The organism is Streptomyces sp. NPDC059355, from assembly GCF_042752335.1.
In the GTDB taxonomy this organism is placed as follows: Bacteria; Actinomycetota; Actinomycetes; order Streptomycetales; family Streptomycetaceae; genus Streptomyces.
In genome coordinates this window covers 1-26,785 of the sequence record NZ_JBHYXN010000070.1, presented here as the reverse complement: position 1 = coordinate 26,785, position 26,785 = coordinate 1, and the positions used below count along the sequence as shown (strand labels likewise).

Here is a 26,785-nt window from a genome sequence, read left to right as displayed (position 1 = left end):
ACAGATCAAACGCAAGGCACCAGGGCCAGTCGTAGCGCGAGTCAGGCCACCGCTTGGAGCGGCACCCCAACATCCTCACAGTCGTAGCGGGTGGCGGCCGCCCGATGGTGTTTGAGCCGGTTGATGGCCCGCTCAACGGTGTTGCGCTTCTTGTAGCGGTCTTCGTCGAATCCGGGTGGCCGTCCGCCGCGTGAGCCTTTGCGCAGGCGGGCGGCCTGGCTGTCGGTCTTCTCCGGGATCGTGTGCGGGATGCCCCGCCTGCGCAGGTACTCGCGGCACGGCCCGTTGCTGTATGCCTTGTCCGCCGCGACGCTGTCGGGCTTCTTGCGGGGCCTGCCCGGGCCGGGCTTCGGGACGCGGATATTTCTCCAGGACCGGCTTGAACTGGGTGCAGTCCGCCCGCTGTCCTGGTGTGACGACCATAGACAGCGGGCGGCAGCGGCCATCGGCGCTCAGGTGGAGCCTGGTGGTGAACCCGCCGCGCGAGCGGCCCAGGCCCTCACCTCCAGCACCACCTCCACCAGGCGGGCGACCAGGCTCTGCCACGCGGTTTCGCCCTGGTGTTCTGCCGGCTCGGCCCCCTTTGAGGCGGGGGCCGGCGGCGGATCGGTGCGGGCGCCTGCCGCGTGCTGATGAGCTCGCACGATCGTGGAGTCGACCGAGATGTCCCAGTCGATTTCACCTGCCGCGTCGGCGGCGCACTGGACCTGCTGGAGCAGACGCTCCCACGTTCCGTCGGCCGACCACAGCCGGTGGCGTTCGTAGACGGTCTTCCACGGCCCGAACCGTTCGGGCAGGTCACGCCAGTGAGCACCGGTCCGCACCCGGTGCAAAATCCCGTCGATCACCTGCCGATGATCCCGCCACCTGCCACAACACCTGTTGCTGACCGGCAGGAACGGCCGCAACCGTTCCCACTCGGCATCACTCAGATCACCCCGCCCCATGCCCACACCAACGACCTGAGCAGGAAGTAGTCACATGATCGGCCGGACAACTCCTAGACGCAAGCACTACCTCAATGGCCCGTCATACAGGCGCGTCGCGGCCAGATCGGAAGAAGCCACGGCCCCCACTTCCGCAACGCTGGTGGGGGCCGTGGCTCTGTAAAATGTCGGAGCCATCGCTGACAATCTGTGGGGACCGCCCGCCTCCCCGCCATGACCGGGGAGCATGGAGTGGTCCCCGGTCACACCGCCTGAGCGGTGGCGAGATGGACGAGGGCGTCGAAGGCGCTAGCCGACAGCAGGAGAACCGGGCCGGCCGCACGCTTGGAGTCACGGACGGCGATCTTACTGTCCCTGGTAGCCGAAAGGTCGGCGACCTCGACGCACTGGGACTCTCCGCCTCCGGAGTAAGACGACTTATGCCACTCCACGGCACCCAGGTCGGCAGCGCTGAGGCTGGCCATTTCAGTCACGGGTCTTCCCTTTCATGTAGTCCTTGATCATTTCGCGCGAGGCATCGACGTCGAGGGCTGTATCCGCCACGGCGTTGAAGGCCATCGCGAACGCTTCTACATCTTCCGGATCTTCCAGAAACACACCGCCTCGCAGGTGGTCGATCAGCACCACGGGCGGCCAAGGGGACCGGAAATCCATCACAGTCATATTGCTGGTGAGCCCGGGGTGAGCTGGCGCTCCAAGCGGCATGACGCGGATCGTGACGTTTCCCCTCTTCGATAGATCCAGCAGACCCCGCAGCTGGTCCCGCATCACATCCGGGGTCGCGCCGGACTGCGGAAACAGCGCGGACTCGTCGATCACAGTGTCCAGGAGCACTGGATGCTCCGAGCGGGTCAGCACCATCTTCCGTGCCTGGCGAACCTGCACCAGCGAGTCCGCATGCTTGCGGACTGCGGGACTTGGCGAACTGAAGATCGCACTGTGCGCGTACGCAGGCGTCTGCAGGAGTGCCGTGATCAGCTGCGGGAAGTACGTCTTGATCGAGACCGCGGCCTCCTCAAGCGCGATGCTGTCCGCGTACGGCTTGGGCAGCACCTCCTCGTAGGCGGCCCACCACCGTCGCTGATGCGACTGCACCACATCGGTGATTCCGTGCATCGTTTCCGGATCGGTCACCCCATATGCGGCAAGGAGGAGTGCGACTTCCGAGGCCTTGATCAGGTACTGCCCGGTCTCGACGCGAGACAGCCGCGTGCTCTCCCATCCGAGAACAGCTGCGGCTTGAACTCCGTTCATACCGGCCGCCTTCCGGAAACGGCGTAGCAAAGACCCAAGTCTGCGCCTCATCACCGGTGGCGGAGTCTGAGGGGTCGTCATGGGCGCAGTGTGGCACAACATTGCGGCTCTGCCGAGAGAACAACCGTTCCACTTGCCTGCGGATTTGCACCGCAATATTGCGGAACTGCGGCAAGTGGGAGCATGCTCTACGCAGGCCGTGGAGACGAGGCATCAGTTCATGATCATTCGTCACTTGGGTTCAACTGGCCTGCCCTGCTCGAAGACGCCACCCGCGCTGCTGCGCCCGCCCGCTCCCCGTCGATACGGAGGACTGCGCCATGCCGATCACCGCCCCGTCGCTCGCCGACTTACTGAGACGCGCTCGGCTGCGCAGTCCGCTCCCGGCGCGAATCGAGGCTTCCTTCGAGCGCACGGGGCAACTCGATCAGGATGCCCAACGTGCGGGGCAGGCACGGCACATCGCTCGTGCGTGGCTGCACCTGTGGGGGGCCTCTGACCTCGTGGACACAACGGTCTCAGCGCTCTCCGAAGTCGTCACGAATGCGTTCGTGCACGGCCAAGGGGACACGGTGACCGTACGGCTGACCCTCACCGATGGTCAGCTGCTCATCCAGGTCGACGGCAGTGGCCCCTGGCTGCCCGAGGTGAACTGTCCCGACCCCGACCAGCTGGAAGAAGGCGGCCGCGGCCTGTGGCTCGTGGATGCCCTGTCCGACAGCTGGGGAGTCTTAGAAGGCGGCCAGATATGGTGCTCCATCTGTCCCACCACCTTGCGGGCGGAGCCGGAGACCGGCCAGTGAACGTGAGCGGCGGCTTCAACGTCAGCGAAACGACCACCATCCACGTCCTCGAAGCCCTACGGCCAGTCCAGGACTCGAAGGTCGCCGGCTCAATCCCCGACACGCTCGAAGACATCCTGGGGCCGGACTACATACCCGCTGAGGACGAGATCCCCGACCTCAGCCTTCAAATGCGCGACTACCTCATGCAGCTACTCGGCGCCACCCCCGACGACGAGACCCTCGCCAACCTCGTCAAAACGGCTCGTGCCCTGCTCGACGTCGAATTACCCGGCGACTACCTGACCGTCAGGCTGCACCTGAGCCGCATGGCCCTGACCTTCCTCGGCCTGCTCAACCGTCTGGCCCCTCCCCATGACCCCGCCCCGGCCCATCGGCAATCCCAGCGGCGGGCCGCGGTTCCAGTCGCCCTCCGTCGAACGTCTGCACCCCTCCCCCAGCGTCCGGCCTTGGCGCCACCACACCCCCGAGCCCCCGGACCGTCCCCAGGCATCGGGCGCACCTGGTCCTCGAAGCCGCTGCGGCATCGCCCCGGGAGAGCTACGACTGAATCGGCTGCGCACGGGCTGCACTCGGCCCCCATCAGTCATGAACAGTCCCCGAGTGTGCCCGCTGCCACGCGAGCGTGGTTCACGCTCCCGCCCCGGTATCCCCGGGACCCCTGATCGCCGTCGGCTGGCGACGTAGCAGCCGGCGGTGCAACACCTGGCGGCCACTCGGCCGCTGCCAGGCCAATAAGAGGTCGTCTGGTTCGTGTAATTCGTGGGTGAATATGGTTTATGCGTCTCGCCAGGTTGGGGTGGTTTCGCCGGTTGCGCGTTTGGCGAGGGTGGAGATGGCGGCGAGGCGGATCATGCTTTCGGAGTGCTCGGGTTTGGTTTCATAGTCGCGGGCGAGTCGGCGGTGCATCATGATCCATCCGAGGCTGCGTTCGACCACCCAGCGTCGGGGCAGTACGGAGAAGCCTTTGACCTGGGTGTTTCGGGGGACGATGTCGACGTCGATGCCGAGTTTCGCGCCGTGTTCGACAGCCTGGTTCTTGTAGCCGGTGTCGGCCCAGACTTTGGTGATCGTGGGATGGGTGGCGGCGGTGCGGGTCAGGAGCTGTTTGCCGGCCTCGTTGTCGGAGACGCTGGCCGCGGTGACCATGACCAGCAGTAACAGGCCGAGGGTGTCGACGGTGATGCTGCGTTTGCGGCCGACGATCTTCTTGCCGGCGTCGATGCCCTGTGTGTTGGTGGGGACGGTGTGGGCGGTTTTGACGGACTGTGAGTCGATGACGCAGGCTGTCGGCTCGGGGTCGCGGCCTTCCTTTTCGCGGACCAGGCGGTGCAGGCGGATGCCGAGTTGCTCGATGGTGCCGTCGGCGGTCCAGGCGGTGAAGTAGGAGAAGACGGTGGTGTGGGCGGGGAAGTCGTGCGGCATGTAGCGCCAGGCGATGCCGGTGCGGTTGACGTAGAGGATCGCGTCCATGACTTCCCGCAGGTCGGCGGCCTTGCGTCCGATGTTGAGGGAGGTCTTCTGCCGCTCGGCCCGCCAGGTGGTCAGGACGGGTTCGATCAGGGCCCAGCGGGCGTCGGACAGATCGGAGGGGTACGGCTTGCGGGCCGGCTGTGCAGTCATGACGCTACTGATACGGTCCGTGGCTCGCGGGGGCCTGTGCCGTCGCTCGACCCGGAGCCGCCAAGTCCGGCATTTTCGAACCGGACAGGAGCTTTGACCGTAAAACTGGACGATGTGCCTGGCTGGATGCCGGACAGGCCGGGTGCAAAATCGGCGTAATCGCTAGCGAATACCGCTTCTTGGACCATCGACAGGCCGCATCAAACCGGGCTTCAGCGGACAGAACATCCACTAAGAGGTCGTTTTGGTCCGTTGTTTCATCCCGGGGTAGCCCGTTTTGGCAGCTTCTTTGGGTCGCGCCAGGAGACGGTGTTTTCGCTGGTGAGGCGGCGGGCCATGAGGTCGGTCATCGCGAGGTGGATGACGGCTTCGGAGCGGGTGGGAAGGGTTTCGTAGTCGCGGTCGGGTCTGTCAAACGAGCGGTGTAACTCGGGTTGTTGAGGATTACTGACGTGCTGCGGAGAGCCGGCCGTCGAAGGTGATGTCGAAGGCGTTCAGTGCGGTCTTCCAGCGCATGGTCCAGCGGGCCTGGCCCTTGCCGGTGGGGTCCAGGGACATGATCGCCATGTAGACACACTTCAGGGCGGCCTGCTCGTGGGGGAAGTGGCCGCGGGCCTTGACCGCCCGGCGGATCCGGGCGTTCACGGACTCGATGGCGTTGGTCGTGCAGACGATGCGGCGGATCTCGGTGTCGAAACGAAGGAACGGGGTGAACTCCTCCCACGCGTTCTCCCAGAGCCGCACGATCGCCGGATACTTCTTGCCCCAGGCGTCGGCGAACTCGGCGAACCGGTCGAGTGCGGCTTCCTCGGTCGGCGCCGTGTATACGGGCTTGAGCACCTTGGCGATCTTGTCCCAGTCCTGGCGGGCGGCATAGCGGAAGGAGTTCCGCAGCAGGTGGACCACGCAGGTCTGCACGACCGTGCGGGGCCAGGCGGCCTCGACCGCGTCGGGCAGGCCCTTGAGCCCGTCGCAGACGAGCATGAGGACGTCGTTCACGCCGCGGTTCTTGATCTCGGTGAGAATGTGCATCCAGTGCTTGGCGCCCTCACCGCCGTCGCCGGCCCACAGCCCGAGGATGTCCCGCCGGCCCTCGGCCGTGACGGCCAGAGCCACATAGATGGGCCGGTTGGCCACCGCACCGTCGCGGACCTTCACGTGGATCGCGTCGATGAAGATCACCGGATAGACGGCATCCAAGGGCCGGTTCTGCCACTCGGCCATGCCCTCGAGGACCTTGTCGGTGATCGTGGAGATCGTCTGGCGCGACACCTCGGCGCCATAGACCTCGGCCAGGTGAGCCTGGACCTCACCGGTCGTCAGACCCTTCGCGGCAAGCGAGATGACCATCTCGTCCACGCCGGAAAGGCGCTTCTGCCGCTTCTTGACGATCTTCGGCTCGAAGGAACCCTCGCGGTCGCGGGGCACGGCTATCTCCACCGGGCCGACCTCGGTCAGCACGGTCTTGGCCCGGGTGCCGTTGCGTGAGTTGCCGCCGTTCTTCCCGGCGGGATCGTGCTTGTCATAGCCGAGGTGGTCGGTGATCCCGCCCTCGAGAGCGGACTCCAGCAGCCGCTTCGTCAGCTGCTGGAGCAGCCCGCCCTCACCGGTCAGCTGCAGGCCCTCGGCATGAGCCCGACCCACGAGCTCGTCGATCAGCCGGTCGTCCACGGACTTCGACGGCACCGCCTCAGACGGCTCGACGGTCTCGGTCACGTTGTTGCTGGTCATCGATGCATCTTCCATGATCGGGAGTTACACCGAACGTTTTACAGTCCCTGTGCTGGGGCGGCCGCGGCTGGACGACCGGACGACTCTGAACGGGATCGTGTGGAAGTTCCGGACCGGGGTCGCCTGGCGGGACGTGCCCGACCGGTACGGCTCGTGGGCCAGCCTCCACACACGTTTCCGCAGGTGGGCAGCAGACGGAACCTTCGAGCGGATGCTCCAGGCCGCGCAGGCGCAAGCCGACGCGGCTGGCGACATCGAGTGGCTGGTGTCGGTGGACTCCACCGTTGTCCGTGCCCACCAGCACGCGGCCGGGGCCCGAAAAGGGGGCTCCGCAGCCCGGCCCTCGGCCGGTCCCGCGGCGGACTGACCAGCAAGATCCACCTGGCCTGCGACGGGACGGGACGGCCCCTCGCGTTCATCCTGACTGGTGGGAACACGAACGACTGCACCCAGTTCACGGCCGTGATGGACGCGATACGGGTGCCTCGGATCGGGCCGGGCAGACCGCGTACCAGGCCCGACCACGTCATCGGCGACAAGGGCTACAGCTCGAAGGCCATACGTACTTGGCTGCGGCGCCGCGGCATCACGCACACGATCCCGGAACGGTCAGACCAGGTCCGCAACCGGACCCGGCGCGGCAGCCGGGGCGGCCGCCCGCCGGCCTTCGACAAGCAGGTCTACAAGCACCGCAACGTCGTGGAACGGTGCTTCAACCGGCTCAAGCAGTGCCGCGGCATCGCGACCAGGTACGACAAGACCGCCCAGTCCTACCAAGCAGCCGTCACCCTCGCATCGCTCCTGATGTGGGCGTGACACTTTGACGACAACTCCTAGGCCGCTCGCGCGGCGGGTTCACCACCAAGCTCCATCTGAGCGCCGACGGTCGCTGCCGCCCGCTGTCCTTGATCGTCACACCAGGACAGCGGGCCGACTGCACCCAGTTCCAACCCGTACTGGAGAAGATCCGCGTCCCCAAACTCGGGCCGGGCAGGCCTCGCAAGACGCCCGACAGCGTCGCGGCAGACAAGGGCGCGATCGCGGAGGCCGCGAAGCGGGGTGAGGTGGACTTGTCGCTGGTCAGCGTGGATTCCACCACCGTCCGGGCACACCACGACGCCGCCGGGATGCACCTCGACCCCGACACGCTCGCCGACCTGGAGAAGGCCGCCGAGGAGGCGGAGAAGGCCCGGCAAAAGGGGGTGGCCCGAAGGAACAAGACGGGCAGGACACCGCAGACGACCCGGAACGGGACGAGCGACGACGTGTCCGACGCAAACGCAAGATCCGCCTGAAGGCGGCCCTGCTCGGACGGTCCAGAGGCGGGCAGGCCAGCAAGGTCCACATCGCCGGCGAGCGCACGTGCCGCCCGCTGGCGATCGTCCTGACCGAGGGGCAAGCCGCCGACAGCCCGCAGTTCATCCCCGTGCTGGCCAAGGTCCGGGTGCGCGGGCCTGTCGGCCGCCCCCGCACCCGGCCCGATGCAGTCGCCGGCGACAAGGCCTACTCCGCGCGCGGCAACCGTGCCCACCTGCGCAAACGGCATATCAAGGCTGTCATCCCGGAAAAGCGGGACCAAGCCGCCAACCGAAAGAAGAAGGGCAGCAGGGGCGGCCGGCCCGTCACGCACGACGCCGAGCTCTACAAGGAGCGGAACACCGTCGAGCGCCTGATCAACAGGCTGAAGGCCTGGCGGGGCATCGCCACACGGTTCGACAAGACACCCGAGAGCTACCTCGCCGGCCTCCACCCCCGTGCCTCGATGATCTGGATCAAGGGCCTCACCAAACCCACCCCTTGATCACGACCAAATACGCTCCCTAAGACGTCCGTCAAAGCGAACAAGCCCGTGGCGAACGTGAACGAGGGTGGCCAGCAGCCGGCCGATGAAAACCACCAAGTTCTTTGCACCACCACCGGCGGCCAGCTTCCGCGGCCTGGACTCCAATCTTGTCAGGTGCCGCTCGTGCCATAACGGACCTACCTCGGCGACGAGTTCAGCGATTACATCGGCAGAAAGCCCTGGCATCCTCCATCCCTGATGATCGCTGCACGACACCTGTTCCTCGCCACACGAACATGATCAGTGGTCACGATCCAGCGTCGCACCGCCAACCATGCACGAGCTCGTTAGCAGCTGCACGGATCGTCACCTCGGCAACGTCAGGGATGAGATGGCTTGCCTTGGATGCTGATCCATGTGTGAAACATTGGAACGAGGTCTTTCCCGGATAGGCTTTCGGCAAGGGTGATAAACTGCTTGGTGGTCACATTTCCACCTCTATGGGCGGCTGTCCAGCTGCGCAAAATTCGAAAGAAAGTATCATCTCCGACATTTGTGCGCAATTTATGCAATGCCATGGCACCTCGCGTGTAGGTACCCGAGGAAAAAATCTCTGAAGGGTCCCGAAGAGAGGCAACAGAAGAATTCCACAGAGGCTCATTTGCGGGTGTAGCATAAAAGCGGTCAAAGGTCTTCTGTGCACTATCACCCCCATGCTGTTCGTCATAGAGCCATTCGGCATAGGTGGCAAACCCTTCATTGAGCCAGACATCCTCCCAAGTATCTATGGTGAGCGAGTCACCGAACCACTGATGTGCGCTTTCGTGGACCATAAGGCTCAGGCCGTCAAGAGACAGACTGCTTGGATATATGGGGCGCCCTTGGGTCTCCAGCGCAGATGTTCCGCCCCACACATCGGAGTGGACAACGATTGCGCCAGCCGATTTGAAGGGGTAAGGCCCGAATAGTCCGCTGGCCCAATCCAAAATGGCTGGGAGTTTCTCAAGAGCTGGCCAGGCGGCAGCCTCCCGAGGGTCAACGGCATTGTAGACCTCTAACCCGGTTTCGGTGGTATACTGTTGGATCTTGAATTCTCCTACCGCAACTGTGGCAAGGTATGATGCCATTGGCTCTTCTTGGCGCCAACGGAAAGTACTCCGCTCGTCGGAATTCTCCTGACCACGAAAGATACCGTTAGCCACAGCAGTACTGCCCTTAGGGACGGTAACGGTGAAGTCGTAAGAAGCCTTATCCTTCGGATGGTCGTTTACGGGGAACCAGGTCATGGCGGCATTGGGCTGACTACCGACGAACGCCCCGTTATCCGTAGAATTCCACCCGATGGGTAGCCCCGAGTCGATGATCGGCTCAGGTATGCCTTCATAAGTGATAGTGACGGCGAAACTCTCATCGTGACCTACGGGGTGCCCTGGAGTGATAACGAGCTCTTGCCCGTCGCGGCGGAACGACGCCTCTGCCTGGTCTACTTTTACGCCTTGGACGGTCATTCCCGTCAGATCAAGATTAAAGCGGGTTAGCTCCTGCGTGGCTTTGGCAGTGATTACCACAATCCCTTTCAGACGCCGGTATTTGGGATCATAGTCGAGAGTGAGATTGTAATTACGGACATCGTAGCCACCATTTCCAGCCAGAGGGAACAGCGAATCTTCCAGGCCGGAGGATCCAATGTTTCCAGCTGTCGAGGAAGAGGAAACCATACTCATTGGAAAGCCGGAAGTGCTACCAAAAGTAGCCCCCGCCGCCACTATGGCAGCGGCGGCACTCACCCACCCTGATCTACTGAGAATATGCAACAATTTTCTTCCTGTTTTGACGCGAAACCAGCCATACCCTGCCCAGTGCTAGCAGGAGTCCTAGCTGACGGGTGTTAGTCGTCAACTCGCTAATGGGGGTTTCCCGTGATAAAGGTGTATTTCATCGCCCAGATCCGCCCGTAGGACTGTAATCAAGTCCTACGGAAGTTGGATTCTGCACGGTGGCTGACGCGGCCTCAGCCTGGCTGGTGAGGCAGAGCGAGAGATTGCCATTGACCTCTAGGCCTGTCGCAGTACCCTCAGAAGTCGCTGATCTTGCGGTCCTGCTGCCGTCGCGGCGAAGGGGGCCTGTCAGGTCTCCGCGACGGTGCAAGACCCACGTGTACCCGACGTCCAGCAATTTCATACCGGAAACCGCTCAGGAGCCTTGGTCACGATGCCATCAGTACGAGGCGGTGCCTGGAACAAATTTCCTGCGCCGCGGCGGTGAACGACGGGGTTCCGCTGGAAGCAGCCCTGCGGGCGGACACGCCCACAGGGCTGCTCGGGAGCATGCCGACGGACCGGGTAAGCAGGAGGACTCTTGCTTTTATCGAGGCCAGCAATTACTGCCATGAAAGTCTCAGATATCAGAAAGAATAAAACTCGCTAACCCTTCGAAAGAAACCGGCTTCCGCCTAATTACGCAGAGCAGGAAGCGCGTTCGGCTCGTGTGAGTGCTCGGGTTTTTACAACAACGACGCTGGATTTACCGTCCACAAAATTGACAGCTGGGCTGGTAATTGTGTCACGGAAAGACCAATTGCGACTCCCCCATTTCGGATTCAGGTAGTCACTCTTCCAGATCCCTGAGATATTTCTCATTAACTGTGCTCGGGATATCCATCCGACTTCGCCCGGTCGAACCATCATAGAGAGGGAACCACTCTCCGAGTGAGTACTCGACCACGAATGTTCACCACTTTGCGTAAGGCTGACTTCGAGAAGTCCTGCAATTTTCCCACGAGCAGTGATGGAGATTCCTAGCGAGTTCGTTGTCCCAACCGTATCTTCCCAAGAGATAGATCGAGATACATCCGATGAACTACAGTTGAAAAGCAGTTCGGAAACCTGCCGATACTGGCCGAGAGTAACACCTTCAAATCGAGGTGAACTGAATTCACATCGTCCGGCACCTGACGTACAATCGGCCATCAGAAGTTCACGCGTCGCAACCTCGGAGCTAGCTGCTGATGGGCTGCTGACAATTAGAATCCCGCACGCCAGAGCGCACCCTTTTATCGATTGAACGAAATTCAACCTACACGAAAGGCGGTTTATTCTAGGTCTTCCAATAAACGGCAAGGTTGAATTTTTCGAAGATTTCACAGCCGACACTCTACCCTCGGAGAGATAAAAGTCACCCGTTGTCACCCTAATCTAGCTTCAGATGGAAATCGCAGCTCTCGCCGTAACCTGCCGCAACTGAGGCGAAGGCTATACGTATAGACATTCTGCCTCGGTCCTTCGTTTCGTTGTGTGAGGACCGCCTGTCCGAACACCATGTTTACAGCTTCCGAATTCGACTACAAAAACAATACCTGCACCGTCGCAGAGTTCGAATAGGATTACTCGCTGCGGGAAATTCAGCGGGTCTATAAATCGCCGCATCAACTCCCGAATGGAACATCATTCATCGTGGCCATCCTCCGGCTTCGACTGTTCCACATGACACAACTAAGAATATCCTCTGCCGCCTCCCGTGTTGCCGCGCTAGCATAGTAATAAGTCGCGCGAAATCCATGGATAATTCCGTCTACGTCACCGCCAGTAGGCCCACCGTCAAGTAGATTACTTACATAGGAGCCGGTCAGCCGCGTTGTTGTCCATCCGAAAGTTCGCGCGAATTCGCCCCGCTCACGAGCTTCTGATCCCAACTTTAGCTCAGTTCGCGTCGTAGTATATCCTGTGAGAATGTCAAAGAATCCATAATCCATCACGCGTTGGCTGTTCGGAATATTAGCTCCGTTTTCCGCGAAGGCCTTACTTACATCCGCGTACTTACCGCTCAAGGATATGCCTTCTTTCTCTCGTAAGGGCTGGTCTACTAGATCCCGCCAGCCGCTACCACCCTCGTTATGATAGAACCCATAAAGTACCCAAATTCCCCTCGCTTCTAGCTTTTCACGTGCCTCATCACGCAGGCTCGCAACTGAACAGCTCCACTGCGTAGGGTCGGAGCTCGAACACCAATCGGGATTCTTGATATCAAGCCATACAAAATTTATTACTTTTCCCAAATTTAACTCCTGAGTAACTTGCTCAAAAATGTCAGATATTGGGTGGCCTGAGCTAGTTGGAAGACCATCGTGATCAGCTCTCCAGCCGTCCTTCCATGCAGTTGCATCGACTTCAATCGCATTAGCGCCGTTATTGACAGCTGCTGTAACCCCCTCTCGAGTTAGCACCCTATGCGCAATGGACCAAGTTGGTCTCTGCTTAATCGCAATATCCTCACTCGAACCGTCACCCGATCGATGGTCAGCGATTTCAGTAGAATGGGACGCCGGGATGGGTTCTACTCCAACCCCTGTCCGAATAACCAAACACAATAGAATATAGAGCATAATCTTAAGGGGCATTCGAATTTTGCTTTGAGGTCTCAAATCAATCTCTATTCGTGTGGTTTCCAGGGATTGTGGGGATGAAAGTGCCCGCGGCTGCGGATCAGGCGGCACACGGAATGGATGCACCTTCCTCTCTACGAATTATTGGCTGATCCCGTCCATGCATCGTTGTATCGAGGGCGTGTGTTGAATTGTGATCGATCGGTGGTTTCGGAGAGATCGGTTTCGGAGAGATCAGAGATCCTTGAGTCAGATCATTGAGGCGTGTAGGTGGAGGCCCGCAAGGTACTGCCGGGTCCTTGTCGTACACGGGTGGTGATGCCTCGCCAAGCCTTCAGCTTTGTTGATCAGGCCTTCGACGGTGTTCCGCTCCTTGTAGAGGCCCGTGTCGTGATCGACTGGTTGGCCGCCTATGGATCCCTTCGTCTTACGATTGGCCTCCGCGTCCCTCTTCTCCGGGATGACCGCTTTGATACCGCGTGACGAGTAGGACTTGTCGGCAGCAACCGTGTCCGGCCGGGTGCGGGGGCGGCCGACGGGCCCGCAGACCCGTATCCGCCCCAGCACGGGGATGAACTGCTTTCTGACCGCGGCTTGGCCGCAATCAGAACGAACCCTCAGGGCGGCATTTTCGGTCGGCGGCCAGATGGACCCTGTCAGCCAACCCCGCGAGCGTTCTAGGAGGGCGGCTTCAGCCAGACTTGCGGCCGTGGTCGGACGCGCCGTCGCTCTTCCCACACGGGATCACCTCCGACATCCTGCCCGGTTCGTTTGAAACGGCCGCCCGTTTGACCTGGGTTTCTCCTGCTTAGCGACAGCCTTCTCCAAAGCAGTGACGCCGTGCCGGGTCAGGCGCATCCCGGCAGCGTCGTGGTGGGCCCGGGCCATGATGGAGCCCATGTCCCCGAAAGGGAGGTCTAGTTCACCCCCCCCCTTCACGAGCTCCGCGATCACTCCCTCCACCAAGGCCTCGAACCCAGGCACCGAACTCCGTCGGTATCTCCCGCCACTCCTCCCCGTCCTGGGCCGCTAGATCACACTCTCGAACTGCTTCCGCAATCGTTCGGGGTACGGGCCGCGGCAGGTATGGCGCGACGAACTCCCATTCTGCATCAATCAGTTACACGCATCACACACGTAGAACTATCGGTCTAGACCGCCTACGCGAGGCCGAACCCGACTAATCGATCACAACCACAAGCGGGCCCCATTCGGCAACTGCAGAGGATCTTTCAGCTCTTCATATAGACGAAGAGACACCCTCGAGGTGAGCACGATCTCCACGGTGAACGGCCGTCGTTGGCTGACGCCCATAGGGAATGTATTGAATCCGCGCCGGCGTGTACCAGACGAGCTGTCGGCCGGACAGATAGTTGTTGGGATGTTCCCGACATGCTTGCGGGAGTAGTCGTCCTGGTGGTTCCCGACGCGTCACACTCGGTTGCAGTGCCTTACACGAGCGCAGTCTCTAGGCGCGGTTGTCGCAGTGTACGGGTGAGCGAGGGAACACGAGCCCGTCGGTACGTCGTAAACTACACAGGTGCAAACTGTTGCTCCTTTAGACCTGCCCAAGCGTTCCGGCGTGGTGTGAAACGGGTCTGCATGATGGCGACGGAGAAACGCGCAGGACGCTGTCAGAGACCACCATAAAGAGGTCTGGAAAGAATTGCCAGGCCCAAATTTACGACGTGCGCGGGATTAAGAAATTCGAGCTCCCCCGCCGCTCCAGTCGACGAAAATCTTTCGCTCCGATGTACTTGCCTGCACATCGCGAGACCCATTTTGTGTTGGGACGACACCAAAGGGAACGGGAATATACCTGACGCTTGCCTGCTTTGTCACTAGATCGGCTTGAAGGTCGAAGGTGTTTACGCCTTCCTTTGATGCGTCAACCATGGAAAATACTACTTGATGTTCAGGCCTATAGGAAGAACCGGTCTCAGGAAACTGCCCCTCCCCTACGACATTTTCTCGACATGCTGAGCGCACATCTCGAAACGCATCCAAAAAATCCCTTTTCTTCAAATATGCGACTCCTCCTTTTTCACTAACGTTTGCGCTATTTATCCACTCGATATCAGAATTCCATTGGACTCCGTTCAGCGGATTCTCACCTTGAGGGATTCCTGCCAGATATTGACTCGGGTTTTTAACTGTGATCCGTAAGTCGCTGTATGCCTGCTGAGTCTCTCGCGAGGTACTTAACGATACGCTAGGGTCTTTAACAGTTAGATCGCCACCGATGTCAGTGGTTTGCGTATCTACCACAGACCTTTCGGTAGTTGACGGAACGAATTGCCGGACTTTCATTTCCGGCTCCCGGTAAGTCTGCCCACTCGTAACTGAGACTCTGTAGCTGTACGGCCTGACAGTACTGTAATCAAGAGGTCCGTCCTTCGACATCTTTCCGTCTTCGAAGAATTCTCCTCCGAAGAAACCCGATCCGATCGTACTGATGCGGACTAACTTTCGCTTGGGCTGCCCTGGGGTATCATTCCGCCAGGCCTCGACGTGGTAACCAATTCGTATTCCTTTGGCGTCAGTCGACCAGACATCCTTTTGGGTGTATAGAACCGGGTCTGGCTGCCCCATTGGCTCCAGAGCGACAGCCCTCGGGCTGAAAGCGGAGAAAGAAACCGCTACTGCAGCCACGCCAAATGCCGCAGAAAATTTCCGCCGGATTTTGGCGCGCCCAAAAATGGTTTCCCGGGCTACGATTACATGCTTCACCGTAAATTCCCTTTCGATGCGGCTCGGTCTGATATGCGACGATAGGCGATGGATATCAACTGACAGCCACGCACATCGTTTATTACGATCCTTGAGAGAAATAAAGACTGGAAGGCCCGATGTTGTGCACGCTGGATCAACTTTCCGATGATGAAAAACTCTTTCATCGACTCTAGTCAAATGTGTTGATTGTGTGCGGTTCTACTGTCTAATCACCCCACCTCGGTCAAGGTAAAGGATGAGGAAACTCTGGGTCCATCCCAATCGACTGTGACTCACATCACTTCACTTGCTGAAATTTCGAAGATTCAGCTATTGCGGTCAGAGGGTGCTCCATCGCCTGCCTGCCGCTCCCCGGGGGCTCCGCCCAGCCAACGCGACACCGAACGCGTAGATGTGACTACTCCCGCACCTCGGTTCACCTTCCTTTAGAAACAACCAGCCGCGTTGAGCTTCTTGTAGGAGCGAGCGGGTGCGCCTAAAGGCTGCCCCGCAAGTCGCCTGAAGCCGGTCTGGAGGACCTGCAACTAGTCGAAGCGCGCCGCGATGTCGGTTTCCCAAGGCTCGGGCTGGTCTAACAAACTAGGACAGACCGGGCATCCGCGAGGCCCATCGGCAGTTACAGGACAACCCTTAGGGCTTGCAGGGAATCAAGGTGTTGCTTCCCGTTTTGGCGCTCGTTGCTGTGGTATGGGCATCCCGGAGGAGACTCGTAACCAACTCTCTGTGAAGTTCGCGGTGTTGTTCCCGCATCTGGACGAGCGGCAGCGTCGGTTGCTGATGGCCGCCGAGGCCCGTGTCCTGGGGCACGGCGGCGTCCGGACCGTCGCGCCGGCGGCCTCAGTGAGCGAGACGACGGTCCGCAAGGGTGTGTTCGAGCTGGAGGCTGGTGAGGAGCCCTTGGGCCGGGTGCGGCGTCCGGGCGGGGGCCGCAAGCGGGTCGCGGATCTCGATCCGGGGCTGCGGCCTGCTCTGCTGGCTCTGGTCGAGCCGGATGTGAGGGGTGATCCGATGTCGCCGCTGCGGTGGACGGTGAAGTCGACCCGCGCACTCGCGGGGGAACTGGTCCGGGCCGGGCACCGGGTCAGTGCCGACACAGTCGCGGGTCTGCTGAGGGAGGAAGGCTTCAGCCTGCAGGCCAACTCCAAGACGCTCGAGGGCAGCCAGCACGTGGACCGGGACGCGCAGTTCCGTTACCTCAACGAGCAGGCCCGCGAGCACCGGGACGCCGGCCAGCCGGTCATCAGTGTGGACACCAAGAAGAAGGAGCTCGTCGGCGAGTTCAAGAACGACGGCCGCCAGTGGTGCCCGGCCGGTGATCCGGTGCGGGTGAACATGCACGACTTCGCCGATCCGAAGCTGGGGAAGGCGATCCCGTACGGGATCTACGACCTGGCGGCGAACACCGGCTGGGTCAACGTCGGCACCGATCACGACACGGCCGCGTTCGCAGTGGAATCGATCCGCCGCTGGTGGCACGGCCAGGGGCACGCTGCCTACCCGCAGGCGACACGGCTGCTGATCACCGCCGACGCGGGCGGCTCCAACGGCTACCGCACCCGTGCCTGGAAACTCGAACTCGCCCGCCTCGCCGCAGAGACGGGACTGACGATCACCGTCTGTCACCTGCCGCCGGGCACATCGAAGTGGAACAAGATCGAGCACCGCCTCTTCTCCCACATCACCATGAACTGGCGCGGCCGCCCGCTGACCAGCCACGAAGTCATCGTCCAATCCATAGCCGCAACCACCACCCGCACCGGACTGCACGTCACGGCCGAGCTGGACACCAATCCCTACCCGACTGGAGTCACGATCGGTGATGCGGAGATGGCGGCTCTGCCACTGACCCGGCATGCCTTCCACGGCGACTGGAACCATATCCTGCACCCCCATCCGGCTCCACCCATCCCGGCGGCCCGGACTCCGGAACCGTACGAGCCGCAATGGACACCGGCCCTGCTGACCGACCCCGCGCCGACCGGCATGTCTCCCGACCAACTGCACGACCTGGTCCAGACTCTGGCACCGGACGGAGACACCCAGCGCGGCCGCCCGCCCCACCTCGCCTACCCCAACCAGGTCCTGGCCGCAGTGCTCCACCTGCGCGTCAATCTGGCCGCGGAACCCCTCGCCGTGCTCTTCGGCAGCAGCCGCACCGCCATGCACCGCACCCTCCTAAAGATCAGGAAACTGCTCAAAGCTCACGGCATCGTCATCTCACCCGCCGCGACTCCACCAGCCGCCCTCACAGTCCTCCACGCGCGGGTCCTGGCTCAGAGCAGCGAGGCCAGCAGCAAGATCAAGACGACGTGTTAATGATCTGCAAATCCTTAGCCTGCGCCCCCGGCGCCCGGACCGCCGTGCTGCTGGCTGCCGCGTTCACGAGGAAGGGCCCTCGATATTCGGCGGCGGCAGTCGCCCCCGGGTGGCAGTCTGGGCCGATGCCTACCTGGACTCCGTCGGCCGTGCTGTTCGACAACCTGCGGTACCTGCTCAACGAGTGGGATCCGATCGGCGTCGCCGACCTCTCGCAGGACGACTACGACTGCATGCTCGCCCCCTTGTTCCAGCGCCTGCACCGCGGCACTACCCGGGCGGAGATCGGCGAGTTCCTCTGGTACGAACTGGAGGACCACTTCGGGCTGGACCCCGTCGACCACCGGACCGATGCGATGGCCGACCGACTGATCGCCTGGTGGTCCGCGGTGGGCCCGGCCCCGGACACCGGCAAGATCAGGCGATCCCTCTCAAGCCACGACTCGTAGCCCACGTGACCCACCTTGGTCACCACCCATTACCAGCCCGCGAAGCTCTCCCCACCCTTCGCCCAACGGAACGGACGGACCGGCTCAGCCTCCTCGAAGCGCAGGATCCAGGCCTTGCCAAGCGGCAACCGAATGCGGTCCCCAGCACTCCGCGTCCACGGTGCGGCCGCGGTCATCGCGCAGCGTGGCGGTGTCGCCCTGGTTGCCCCAGATGTAGTCGCGGCTGTTCTGGAAGAGGTCGGTGCGGGTGTCGTGGCCGTTGCCGGTGTGGATACGGATGGTGGCGCCGGCCTGCGCTTCCAGGACCGACGCGTCGCCGATCTCGAAGCCCAGATCACCAATCCCTCACAGGGAGTTCAGCAGTGACGCGATAGTTCCGGGAAACGCGCCTGCCGGCACGACTCGGTTCGGAGAGGCCGGCCACCGACAGCGGCCGGCCTCCCGAGCTGCCATCACGGGGCGTCGACGGATTGTCGATGGCGACAGCAGCGCTCGGTCAGCCAAGGCAGGGGCCTGGGAACGTCCCCGACCTCTGCCAGCCTCAGGCCGAGGCTGCGGCGACGCAGAACTCGTTGCCCTCCGGGTCGGCCATCACAACGTGGTGCCCGTCGAACTCCTGCAGGACGGCCCCGCCCGCCCTCACCAGCCGCTCAGATTCCTCCTTGATCCGCGCCCACCGCTCACCGGCACTGCCGTGTCCCGGCACCCGGACATCGATGTGAAGCCGGTTCTTCGCCGTCTTCGGTTCGGGGACCTTGAGGATGGAAAGGCGGGGGCCAACGCCATCGGGATCGCAGAGCCACGCCCCATCGTCCTCGGAGTCGTCCTCCGGCAGGTCAAACTGCGCGAGCCACTCCTCGCGGGTTTTGAAGGGAGCAGGCGGCGGCTCGTCGATATAGCCCAGTGCCGTCTTCCAAAAATCGGCGAGGAGTTGTGCGTTTGCGCAATCGAGGGTCAGATCGATTTTGGCTGCCATGACAGGACCGTACTGCACACCTCTGACAGCTACCGCCGTCACCAATGCTCGTGATCCCCCGGAGAACGTCGACCGACCGTCGTGGACATGTAGTCCATGAATCGTCGCAGTTCAGAGCTGATTCACGAGCTTCTGCAGTCGGTAAGCGGACTGGCAGCCCCGGCCCCACGAAAGCCTGCGGCACCCCATGATGGCCAAGGCCGCCCTGTCCCCGAACGACATGTGGGCAGCCCTCATCGCCGCACACGACTACACGCCGGTTCCACTGGCCGGGCGCGACTACATCGAGCTGCTCCCCACCCGCTGACACAAGGTCACCGACCGCGGGATCCGCATCAACCACCACACCTACGACAACGGCGTCCTCAACCCGCTCCGCGGACAGCCCTCCGGCGTCCACGCCCGCGGCGGGAAATGGGAAGTCCACCACAACCCCCACGACGCACGGCACATCTGGATCCGCCTGCCCGACGGGCAGCTGCCCGAGATCGGCTGGATCCACCGCGACCACGTCCACCAGCCCTTCAACGACCACCTGTGGCAGCACCTGAAGACCCAAGTGGAACGGCGGACGCGACAGCGAGCAGTACGGGTGCGACCTCACCGAGGCCCTCCACACGCTCCTCACACGCGCCCGAACCGGGTCAGACGGCAGCCCGGCCGTCGGTACAAGGGCAAGGAAGCAGCAGCACATGGAGGCCGGCGTGCCGGCATGGACGGCCGCGCCCTCAAGCGCCAACGGCAACGGCAACACCGTCCCGGGCCCGAGCCTCGCGGAGCAGCCGAGAGGCAGCGTGCGCGTACCGGGCCGCGCTGCCAGAGACATGCACGACTTCGACGGCCCGGAAAGCCTGGACGCCCTTGAAGACGGCACCGAAGAAGACAACCAGGACTGGTCTGCGAACTCGGCTGCCGGCGGCTTCGGGCTCTACGACGCGCAACGTAAGGCGGAACAGTGGTGAAGCAGGAGCCGACGCCGGAAAACGGCCTGAGTGACCCCTTGGCGCCGACGACATGGCAGAACTGGCAGCAGTTCGTCGACACTCCTCCCCCAGCACCGCCCGAGCCCGGTGCACCGTCAAGAGACGTCGAGGAGCGACTCGCCTACCACTCCCGGTTCGTCACCACGACCCTGACCGCGCCTCGCGGCGAGCCGCCGCCATCGACAAGGACTGGAACCCCGGCGCGCTCGGCTGGACAGTCGACTGGCAGCGCCAGTACGCGGGCCTGAAAGCGCTCCTGGACGGCGGTGCGCGCCTCGCGGCTGTGGTGTCCGAGGTGATATGGCACGGCGAGGACATCGGCCGCTGGCTGGCCACCCAGCGCCGCGACCGGCTCGACACCGACCAGCTCGCCACCCTCGCCGAACTCGGCGTGGACTGGGCGCAGTAGCTACGTGAGCGGGGGCTCTCGGCCTCTCAGGTCCACAGCAGCGGGGGCCGCCATGAAAGCCCGCCGTACCTGCCGAACGGACCGCGGTTACGTCATCCCCGCACCCTCGGCTGTTGCTGGCCGTGCGCAGAGCCCACCGGCTGACCAGCCACCACAGAACCTGCCACGGAGAAGAAGCCCTCAGACCAGTGTGATCCGGGAGCTTCTCCGTCTTGTGTCGCACAAGCGCGAGATCAGGCGAACCTTACCCAGCAGATAACCCTGGAGAGGCCATCTGGTCAGTCCAGCCGTATTTCAGTTGGCCGGCCCGCTTCCGTTGCGGCAGTACCGGATCGCCCCGGTGGGACCGGATCGAAGACAGATGTCCAGGTGGACGGTAGTGCTCCCGCTGAAGGAGACCGTGTGACCCGTGGTGCACGTACCGGCCCCGTTCGCGTCCTCGATGGACACGTAGTGCGTGCCCCCGCTGTCGGTCCACGAGGCTCGGCCCCAAGCGCGAAGTCCGTCAGGCTGGTTGTCGCAGACCCTGAACGTGTCCGGGCCTTCCCACTGAGCGATTCCGCCTGGGGCTCCAGAGTCGGTAGTGACAACCTGCCAGTCGGTACTGGCCGAAGCCGGGCCGGAAACCATGAGGGCTGCCGCACCGGCAAAGAGCAGGACACCGATTGCTTTCATCGGCTTGTTGCGTATAGATGGCAGTTTGTTCATGACCTCACTTTCACCTGCGCGTACCTGATGGGCAACCAGCCTTTCCAGCCAACAAGCTCGACCTCGTGCTCGCGCATATGCGAGCCACGGGAAATGGGGAGAACTGCGCGCCGCACTGTGGCTGCCTGACCCAGCGACGCCGCACTGCACGTGGCCATCCCCGACGGGTCAGCCACCACAGCTTGTTCCCCGCAGGTCAGACGAGGTCCGAGACGCTCGCATTTGCCCTTGACCGCGCAAGCGCGGTGCATCGGATCCCGCCGCCGGGGTGCCACTCCATCCTCGGCGCAACCGCGTCCCCGTGCTCCTCGCACCAGGACACCGGGACCAGGCCACCGCAGTCGTCCCGCTCGCTCCCGAAGCCACGTACCGCACCCCGTGCCGAACCACCCCGCCCTCCGGCCTCGCTGACGAGGCGGCACCCCGCAGGCCACCCGACCCCGAGCGGAACCGGTCGATCACCCGGACCTCCCCCAACACCGCCAACGGGCCGGTACCGGGCGCGGCCAGCCGGCGCACCGACGCCCCGAACTCCCCCGCCGCCAGCTCGGCCAGCCCGTCGGCGTCCGCGTCCGTGGACCACCCGGACAACGAGTCCTCGCCAGCCGCGTCGTCGGCCAGGGCCAGCCACGGATCATCGAGGCGGAACCGATGCGTGACGCCGGGTGGGCCCCGGCCAGCACCAGCGAGGCGACCGCCGACCCCTCACGGAAGTCTGGGCATGATCAGCCCAGCCGAGTTCGAGGCAGCCCACTACGCTGACCCAGAACCCTTGGCCGACTGATCACCGGCCAACAAACCACCGGCAGCCGAAGCTGATAGCGAGGTCGGACCCCGAGGCGTTCCACCTCTCGCTGATCAAACGCGGGGCGGGAGCGGTAACGCTGGGCAAGGACACCGTGGTGCACGGTGTGTACGACATCCACACCAGTGACACGTCACGGCCGTTCGAGATCAGTACCGGCCCGCATTCCGTCGAGATCATCGGGATCGAGGTACCCAAGGCACTGCTGCCGCTGCCCCCGCACACCGCCGGCCGGGTCATCGGCAAGCGCATCTCGGCCCGGGAGGGAATGGGGGCCCTGCTGGCCACCTTCCTCGACCAGGTGACCAAGGACAGCCGGTCCTACCGGCCGGCCGAGGGCCCGCGCCTGAGCGGCGTACTGGCCGATCTCGTCGCCTCGCTCTTCGCCGGCGTCCTCGAAGCGGACCGGTCCCTGACCCCGGAGACGCACCGGCGCGCCCTGGCGCTCTGCGTCATGGCCTTCATCCGGGACAACGCCGACGATCCTCTGCTGGACGTCCCCGCGATCGCCGCCGCCCACCACATCTCCGTCAGCTATCTCCACCGGGTGTTCCAGCAGGAGGGGGACGGGGCGACGGTCGCGGCCTTCCTTCAATGCCAGCGGCTCGCGCGAGCACGCCAGGACCTGGCGGACCCGCTGTACCAGGAGGTGCCCGTGCACGTCATCGGCGCCCGGCGGGGCTTCCGGCACGCGTCCGCGTTCAGCCGGGCGTTCCGCGAGGCCTACGGCTTGCCGCCCGCAGCCTTCCGCGGGCAGGTCCGGACGGAAGACGTGGCCGGGGCGGACGCCTCCCAGGTATAGAACTGCCGGACGTTGGTTACACATGGGTCTCCGAATAGACGGAGATCTGCCATGCCCCCTTCGCCGCAACAGCAGCAGGACCGTCAGGCCCAGCATCGCCTGGCGGTCCTGCGCCACGCCGAGGAAGTCACCGGGAACGTCGCGCTGACCTGCCGCTACTACGGCATCAGCCGCACGTGCTTCTACACGTGGCTGCGCCGGTACCAGGACGAGGGCCAGGTCCACGAGAGTGCGGCCCGGCCCCTCGGTGCACAGCAAGGCATCGCACAGCTCGAACAACGCGTCGCTTCTGGAGCCCAGGCACGCGTACAGCTCCGACCGGAACTGCGTCACCGTCGTGAACGCGTCTCGTTGAACCCCGCGCTCGACCAACCCCACCATCCCGGCCCCCGTGCCGCAGCGACCGTCCCCAAAGGATCAGGCACGGGTCCCTGGCACGTGTGTGCTCAATGCTGGCAGGACGGCCGGACGCGCAGCAGCTCGGTCCGCAGTACGGGTGTGCCGTCGACCGGTGCCGGGTCCTCCGCGGTCGGTTCGATTCCTCCGGCGGCGGTTTTGTCGAGTGTCGTCAGGCCGACGGGGCCGACCGTGCCGAACACCGTGTAGTTCGGGCGCAGTGCGGAGTCGCCGTAGACGACGAAGAACTGTGAGCCGTTCGTGTCCGGACCGGCGTTGGCCATCGCCAGCAGGCCGCGCCCATAGAGGCGGCGCGCGCCGGTCGGATCGGTCGGTGCCGGCGGCAGGTCCACCGGCAGCTCGTCCTTGTACTTGTACCCGGGCCCGCCCTCACCGGTACCGGTCGGGTCGCCGCACTGCAGGACCTTCAGCGTCGGATACGCCGTCAGACGGTGGCACACCGTACGGTCGTAGAACCCATGCCGTGCCAGGTGCAGGAAACTCTGGACCGTACACGGCGCCTTGGCCCGGTCCAAGTGCAGCGGGAGCAGGCCCTGGCTGGTCGGAACAGCCATGTCAACCGTGCCACGGCTGGGGGTGCGGCGCGGGTCAGGCGGCAGCGGAACAGGACGCGCGGGCGGCTCGTCCGGGGTCTGTGTGTACTGGCAAGGGCCGTGCGTGGTGCGCGGCGGAGCGCCGTCGGAAGCGGTGGCGGCACTTCCCCCGGACACGACTAACGTCACGGCCGCGAATGCGCTGATCAGTGCTCGGTTCATCTTGCGCGCCCTCCTGATGATCGCCAGGTTTTGGAGCGGTCGCAGTCTAGGGCGTGGTTTGGTCCGCGGGAATGGTTAACGGCAGGAGGCTAGCCCGGCCGACCCGGAGGTCCTCGCCCTCCAGCTGACGTTCCTGCTCGACGGAGCCACTGGCACTGTAGGCGTCGGCCGCACCACAGGCTCCAGACGGCCCTCACGCGGCTCCGCCGGCCGCTTCCATACCGTCCGAACCGTCACACCGGCAGTTTCCGCCATCACCCGCACATGCAGCGACGACACCGACCCCGGCCCCTGGTCCACCGCCAACAACCGACGGACCGCCACACCCCGCGCCAACCGGCCGTCCTCACCCATACCCACCAGCACAGCCCGGCTCTGGCCGGCCGCACACAGGAACGGGCATCCCCACGACAGCCACCCGCCCTGCTGCTATGCAGCCTGTGGCAGCAGCCCGGTCACCCCATGACAGCCAAGATCACAACTCACACCAGAGAGACCAGGCACGGACGATCGTGGAGCCGACTGCTGCTACTCGCCCTTCCAGAAGACGGTGACGACGTTCCAGCCGCCGTCGCCGAGACCGACGAGGACCACCAGCTCGCCGCCACTGGAAAGCCCGAGCGTGTAGCGCCAGTTCCCGTTCTGCTGGCACGCGGCGTTCTTGGCACCGACCCTGACGACCTTCTGGATGTCGTCCTCGGTCACCCCGCGCTCGTTCATGCGGTCGCGGGCGTGCTGGGTGATGCGGTCGTAGGCGCTCGGCGCGACATCCGAGTAGCAGCGGTTGGTCACTTCGTGTCCGCCGCGGATGGGCGGGCCCGCGGTCGTCGTGGCGGCCATCGCGGGGCCGGAGATCCCCATCACGGCAGAGGTGACAAAGCCGAGGGCCAGGAGCCGAAGGCGCTTCGAGGTGTTCACGGTGATTCCCTCTTCCGGGTGCTGTGTGCGCGGCCGGCCGGCCGCTGCGGAAAAGGTGTCCGGCGGCCATCCATATGTGATCAGCAGAAGATCAACGGCAACCATCGGAGCCCAACCATCGGGGTCAACAGTCCCAGCGGGGCGGTGAGGAGTTTGCACGGCAGCATGCCGCGGGCGGTGCCGAAGCGCCGGACCGTGGGCGTGGCGATGAGCGCTCCTGCGAACCCCCTCGGTTCGCACCGGACACGCCTGGACACCGGCCGGGACCGCGAGGGTCTCTCCGCGCCGGGCACGCTCGGGCACTCCGGGTACACCGAGGTCCGCGAGAAGTTCCGCCGGCCGCGCGGGCACCGCCTCGCCGGAGCGGCCCTCGCGCTGACACGACCCCTGCCGGGCTGACCCGGCAGGGGGTTCTGGGTGCCTGTGCCCCACCGGGGGTGTCTCTATGTCTTTCGTCAAGGACGTGGTGCCGGGTATGAGGCTGTTTGGGATGGTCATGCGGCGAGGGTGACGGCGGGGACTCTGGATTCGTAGAAGGTGCCGTCTCGGAGCATGGCGAACAGGGCGCTGATGCGTTGGCGGGCGAGGCGGAGGAGGGCTTGGGTGTGGGTTTTGCCGCGGGCTCTTTGCCGGTCGTAGTAGGTGCGTGAGGCGGGGTCGGCGTTCATGCAGGCGAAGGCGGAGAGGAACATGGCCCGTTTGAGCTGCCGGTTTCCGCCTCTGGGTGCGTGTTCGCCGTGGATCGAGGTCCCGGACGACTTCGTGGTCGGGGCGAGGCCGGCGTAGGAGGCGAGGTGGGCGGCGCTGGGAAAACTGGTGCCGTCGCCGACGGTGACCAGCAGGACGGCGGCGGTCCTGACGCCGACTCCCGGCATCGAGGTCAGGACCGGGTGAAGAGGGTGAGCCTCCAGCAGGCTGCTGATCTGCGCTTCCAGGGCCCGGCGCTGGTCGTGGACGGCGGCGAGCGAGGCGGCCAGGGACGGGATCACGATGTCGAGGGTGCCCGTGCCGGGAACGATGACGGTCTGCTCGTCGAGGGCGTCGAAGAGGTCATCGATCAGCCGCTGAGCCATCCGCGGCGCCTTCGGGCGGATGAGCTCGACGAGCCTGCGGCGGCCGGCTTTCCGCAAAGCGGCCGGGGATCCGTGGCGTTCGAGGAGCCAGGTGGCGGCCGGGTGGTCCAGCCGGGGCCCGAGCACGCGCTCGAGGCTGGGGTGGAATTGGGTGAGCAGGCCGCGTATCCGGTTGCTGGTGCGGGTGGCTTCGGCGGCGAGGTCCTGGTCGAAGCCGGTCAGCACCGTGAGCTCGGCGGTGATCTCGTCGGTCAGCTCCAGCGACCGCAGGACGTGCGGCATCGTCCGGGCCGCGTCCGCGATCACCGCCGCGTCCTTCGCATCGGTTTTCGCCTCTCCCGGGTAGAGGTCGGCGATCCGTCGCATCGCGAGTCCGGGCAGGTAGGCGACCTCGCAGCCCGCGTCGCGGGCGACGGTCAGCGGCAGAGCCCCGATCGGGGCGGGCTGGTCCACGATCACCAGCACGGTGCCGAACTTGGCCTTGAGCTTGTCGAAGACGGCCCGTAGTTTCGGTTCGCTGTTGGGCATCGGCTTGTCGAAGACCTTCTTGCCCGCCGGCGTCAGGCCGTGGCCGTGGTGAGCTGTCTTGCCGACGTCCATACCCAGGAAGACGCCCACATCGCCGGTGTCTAACATCGCACCCCTCCTGGGTGGTTGACCGTGCCGGCCTCTGCGTTGGCACCGTGCTCGCGCATCCACGTTATGCAGACCTGCCGCCCACGTCTCTGCCCGGCATTGCGCCGGGCCGGACGGTGGCCGGATCTCTCATCAGCGTCTCCGACGGCACCCCACGGACCCGGCGACACCACCCCCCAGGCCATCACTTCGACAGAGGGGACACAGTCATACCGGGCCCGGAGGCCAGCGGCCCCATTGCAGGACCGCGAAAAACATAACTGTGAGAGTTCTTCTGCGGCCC

The 26,785-nt window shown here is 63.9% G+C and carries 19 protein-coding genes and 6 pseudogenes; 12 read left to right on the top strand and 13 right to left on the bottom strand.

What is annotated here, in order from left to right:
- Window positions 1-41: 41 nt before the first annotated feature.
- The 3 genes and pseudogenes from ACFXGI_RS36995 to ACFXGI_RS36985 form a co-directional block, all read right to left on the bottom strand.
- Window positions 42-947: pseudogene (locus ACFXGI_RS36995) on the bottom strand (IS5 family transposase).
- 242 nt (window positions 948-1,189) lie between these two features.
- Window positions 1,190-1,411, bottom strand: a complete 222-nt coding sequence (locus ACFXGI_RS36990) for a DUF397 domain-containing protein (protein ID WP_384716897.1) — start codon at window positions 1,409-1,411, stop codon at window positions 1,190-1,192.
- A 1-nt stretch (window position 1,412) separates the two neighbouring features.
- Window positions 1,413-2,252, bottom strand: a complete 840-nt coding sequence (locus tag ACFXGI_RS36985) for a helix-turn-helix domain-containing protein (RefSeq protein WP_384716894.1) — start codon at window positions 2,250-2,252, stop codon at window positions 1,413-1,415.
- A 269-nt stretch (window positions 2,253-2,521) separates the two neighbouring features.
- On the opposite strand from ACFXGI_RS36985, the gene ACFXGI_RS36980 reads away from it, so the two are divergent.
- Both ACFXGI_RS36980 and ACFXGI_RS36975 read left to right on the top strand, forming a co-directional pair.
- Complete coding sequence (locus ACFXGI_RS36980) at window positions 2,522-3,004, top strand: ATP-binding protein (protein ID WP_384716888.1); 483 nt, start codon at window positions 2,522-2,524, stop codon at window positions 3,002-3,004.
- On the top strand, window positions 2,950-3,669 hold the full coding sequence (locus ACFXGI_RS36975; protein WP_384716885.1) for a DUF6415 family natural product biosynthesis protein: 720 nt from the start codon (window positions 2,950-2,952) through the stop codon (window positions 3,667-3,669). The genes ACFXGI_RS36980 and ACFXGI_RS36975 overlap by 55 nt, the downstream gene beginning before the upstream one ends.
- Before the next feature lie 112 nt (window positions 3,670-3,781).
- Here the strand turns inward: ACFXGI_RS36975 and ACFXGI_RS36970 are convergent, their stop codons facing one another.
- The 3 genes and pseudogenes from ACFXGI_RS36970 to ACFXGI_RS36960 all read right to left on the bottom strand — a co-directional run bounded on the left by ACFXGI_RS36970 (window position 3,782) and on the right by ACFXGI_RS36960 (window position 6,358).
- The gene (locus ACFXGI_RS36970) at window positions 3,782-4,627 is read right to left on the bottom strand and encodes an IS5 family transposase (protein WP_384716882.1); all 846 of its coding nucleotides are present in this window, start codon (window positions 4,625-4,627) and stop codon (window positions 3,782-3,784) included.
- A 257-nt stretch (window positions 4,628-4,884) separates the two neighbouring features.
- A pseudogene (locus tag ACFXGI_RS36965) lies at window positions 4,885-5,055 on the bottom strand (IS5/IS1182 family transposase); the annotation flags it as partial.
- A 16-nt stretch (window positions 5,056-5,071) separates the two neighbouring features.
- On the bottom strand, window positions 5,072-6,358 hold the full coding sequence (locus ACFXGI_RS36960; protein ID WP_384716879.1) for an IS256 family transposase: 1,287 nt from the start codon (window positions 6,356-6,358) through the stop codon (window positions 5,072-5,074).
- Between the two features lie 55 nt (window positions 6,359-6,413).
- Between ACFXGI_RS36960 and ACFXGI_RS36955 the strand changes: the two are divergent.
- A pseudogene (locus ACFXGI_RS36955) lies at window positions 6,414-7,174 on the top strand (IS5 family transposase); the annotation flags it as partial.
- Between the two features lie 212 nt (window positions 7,175-7,386).
- Window positions 7,387-8,159 (top strand): annotated as a pseudogene (locus ACFXGI_RS36950) (IS5 family transposase); the annotation flags it as partial.
- 362 nt (window positions 8,160-8,521) lie between these two features.
- Here ACFXGI_RS36950 and ACFXGI_RS36945 read toward each other — a convergent pair.
- The 3 genes and pseudogenes from ACFXGI_RS36945 to ACFXGI_RS36935 form a co-directional block, all read right to left on the bottom strand.
- On the bottom strand, window positions 8,522-9,928 hold the full coding sequence (locus ACFXGI_RS36945; protein ID WP_384716876.1) for a M1 family metallopeptidase: 1,407 nt from the start codon (window positions 9,926-9,928) through the stop codon (window positions 8,522-8,524).
- Window positions 9,929-12,771: 2,843 nt separating this feature from the next.
- Window positions 12,772-13,642: pseudogene (locus ACFXGI_RS36940) on the bottom strand (transposase).
- Between the two features lie 578 nt (window positions 13,643-14,220).
- Entirely contained in the window at window positions 14,221-15,252 is a 1,032-nt protein-coding gene (locus ACFXGI_RS36935; RefSeq protein ID WP_384716873.1) for a hypothetical protein, read from the bottom strand.
- 690 nt (window positions 15,253-15,942) lie between these two features.
- On the opposite strand from ACFXGI_RS36935, the gene ACFXGI_RS36930 reads away from it, so the two are divergent.
- The 3 genes from ACFXGI_RS36930 to ACFXGI_RS36920 all read left to right on the top strand — a co-directional run bounded on the left by ACFXGI_RS36930 (window position 15,943) and on the right by ACFXGI_RS36920 (window position 18,386).
- A complete protein-coding gene (locus tag ACFXGI_RS36930; protein ID WP_384716870.1) occupies window positions 15,943-17,571 on the top strand; it encodes an ISAzo13 family transposase in 1,629 nt (542 codons plus the stop codon).
- A gap of 125 nt (window positions 17,572-17,696) precedes the next feature.
- Entirely contained in the window at window positions 17,697-18,020 is a 324-nt protein-coding gene (locus ACFXGI_RS36925; RefSeq protein WP_384716867.1) for a hypothetical protein, read from the top strand.
- A 114-nt stretch (window positions 18,021-18,134) separates the two neighbouring features.
- Window positions 18,135-18,386, top strand: coding sequence for a hypothetical protein (locus tag ACFXGI_RS36920; protein ID WP_384716864.1), 252 nt, complete (start codon window positions 18,135-18,137; stop codon window positions 18,384-18,386).
- A 175-nt stretch (window positions 18,387-18,561) separates the two neighbouring features.
- Here the strand turns inward: ACFXGI_RS36920 and ACFXGI_RS36915 are convergent, their stop codons facing one another.
- Window positions 18,562-18,996, bottom strand: coding sequence for a VOC family protein (locus ACFXGI_RS36915; RefSeq protein ID WP_384716861.1), 435 nt, complete (start codon window positions 18,994-18,996; stop codon window positions 18,562-18,564).
- 692 nt (window positions 18,997-19,688) lie between these two features.
- Between ACFXGI_RS36915 and ACFXGI_RS36910 the strand changes: the two genes are divergently transcribed.
- The 4 genes and pseudogenes from ACFXGI_RS36910 to ACFXGI_RS36895 form a co-directional block, all read left to right on the top strand.
- A complete protein-coding gene (locus ACFXGI_RS36910) occupies window positions 19,689-19,958 on the top strand; it encodes a hypothetical protein (protein ID WP_384716858.1) in 270 nt (89 codons plus the stop codon).
- A 307-nt stretch (window positions 19,959-20,265) separates the two neighbouring features.
- Complete coding sequence (locus ACFXGI_RS36905) at window positions 20,266-20,388, top strand: hypothetical protein (RefSeq protein ID WP_384716856.1); 123 nt, start codon at window positions 20,266-20,268, stop codon at window positions 20,386-20,388.
- Between the two features lie 1,466 nt (window positions 20,389-21,854).
- Window positions 21,855-22,703, top strand: a complete 849-nt coding sequence (locus ACFXGI_RS36900) for a helix-turn-helix transcriptional regulator (protein WP_384716891.1) — start codon at window positions 21,855-21,857, stop codon at window positions 22,701-22,703.
- A gap of 51 nt (window positions 22,704-22,754) precedes the next feature.
- A pseudogene (locus ACFXGI_RS36895) lies at window positions 22,755-22,865 on the top strand (hypothetical protein); the annotation flags it as partial.
- A gap of 284 nt (window positions 22,866-23,149) precedes the next feature.
- On the opposite strand, the gene ACFXGI_RS36890 reads toward ACFXGI_RS36895, so the two are convergent.
- Complete coding sequence (locus ACFXGI_RS36890; protein ID WP_384716853.1) at window positions 23,150-23,674, bottom strand: peptidylprolyl isomerase; 525 nt, start codon at window positions 23,672-23,674, stop codon at window positions 23,150-23,152.
- Between the two features lie 729 nt (window positions 23,675-24,403).
- Window positions 24,404-24,793 (bottom strand): DUF4258 domain-containing protein, encoded by a 390-nt coding sequence (locus ACFXGI_RS36885; RefSeq protein WP_384716850.1) that lies wholly within the window; start codon window positions 24,791-24,793, stop codon window positions 24,404-24,406.
- A 165-nt stretch (window positions 24,794-24,958) separates the two neighbouring features.
- Here ACFXGI_RS36885 and ACFXGI_RS36880 point away from each other — a divergent pair, with 165 nt between their 5' ends.
- Window positions 24,959-25,192: a hypothetical protein gene (locus tag ACFXGI_RS36880; protein ID WP_384716847.1), complete on the top strand. Its 234-nt coding sequence runs from the start codon at window positions 24,959-24,961 to the stop codon at window positions 25,190-25,192.
- Window positions 25,193-25,287: 95 nt separating this feature from the next.
- Here the strand turns inward: ACFXGI_RS36880 and ACFXGI_RS36875 are convergent, their stop codons facing one another.
- On the bottom strand, window positions 25,288-26,502 hold the full coding sequence (locus ACFXGI_RS36875) for an IS110 family transposase (RefSeq protein ID WP_384716844.1): 1,215 nt from the start codon (window positions 26,500-26,502) through the stop codon (window positions 25,288-25,290).
- Between the last annotated feature and the right edge of the window lie 283 nt (window positions 26,503-26,785).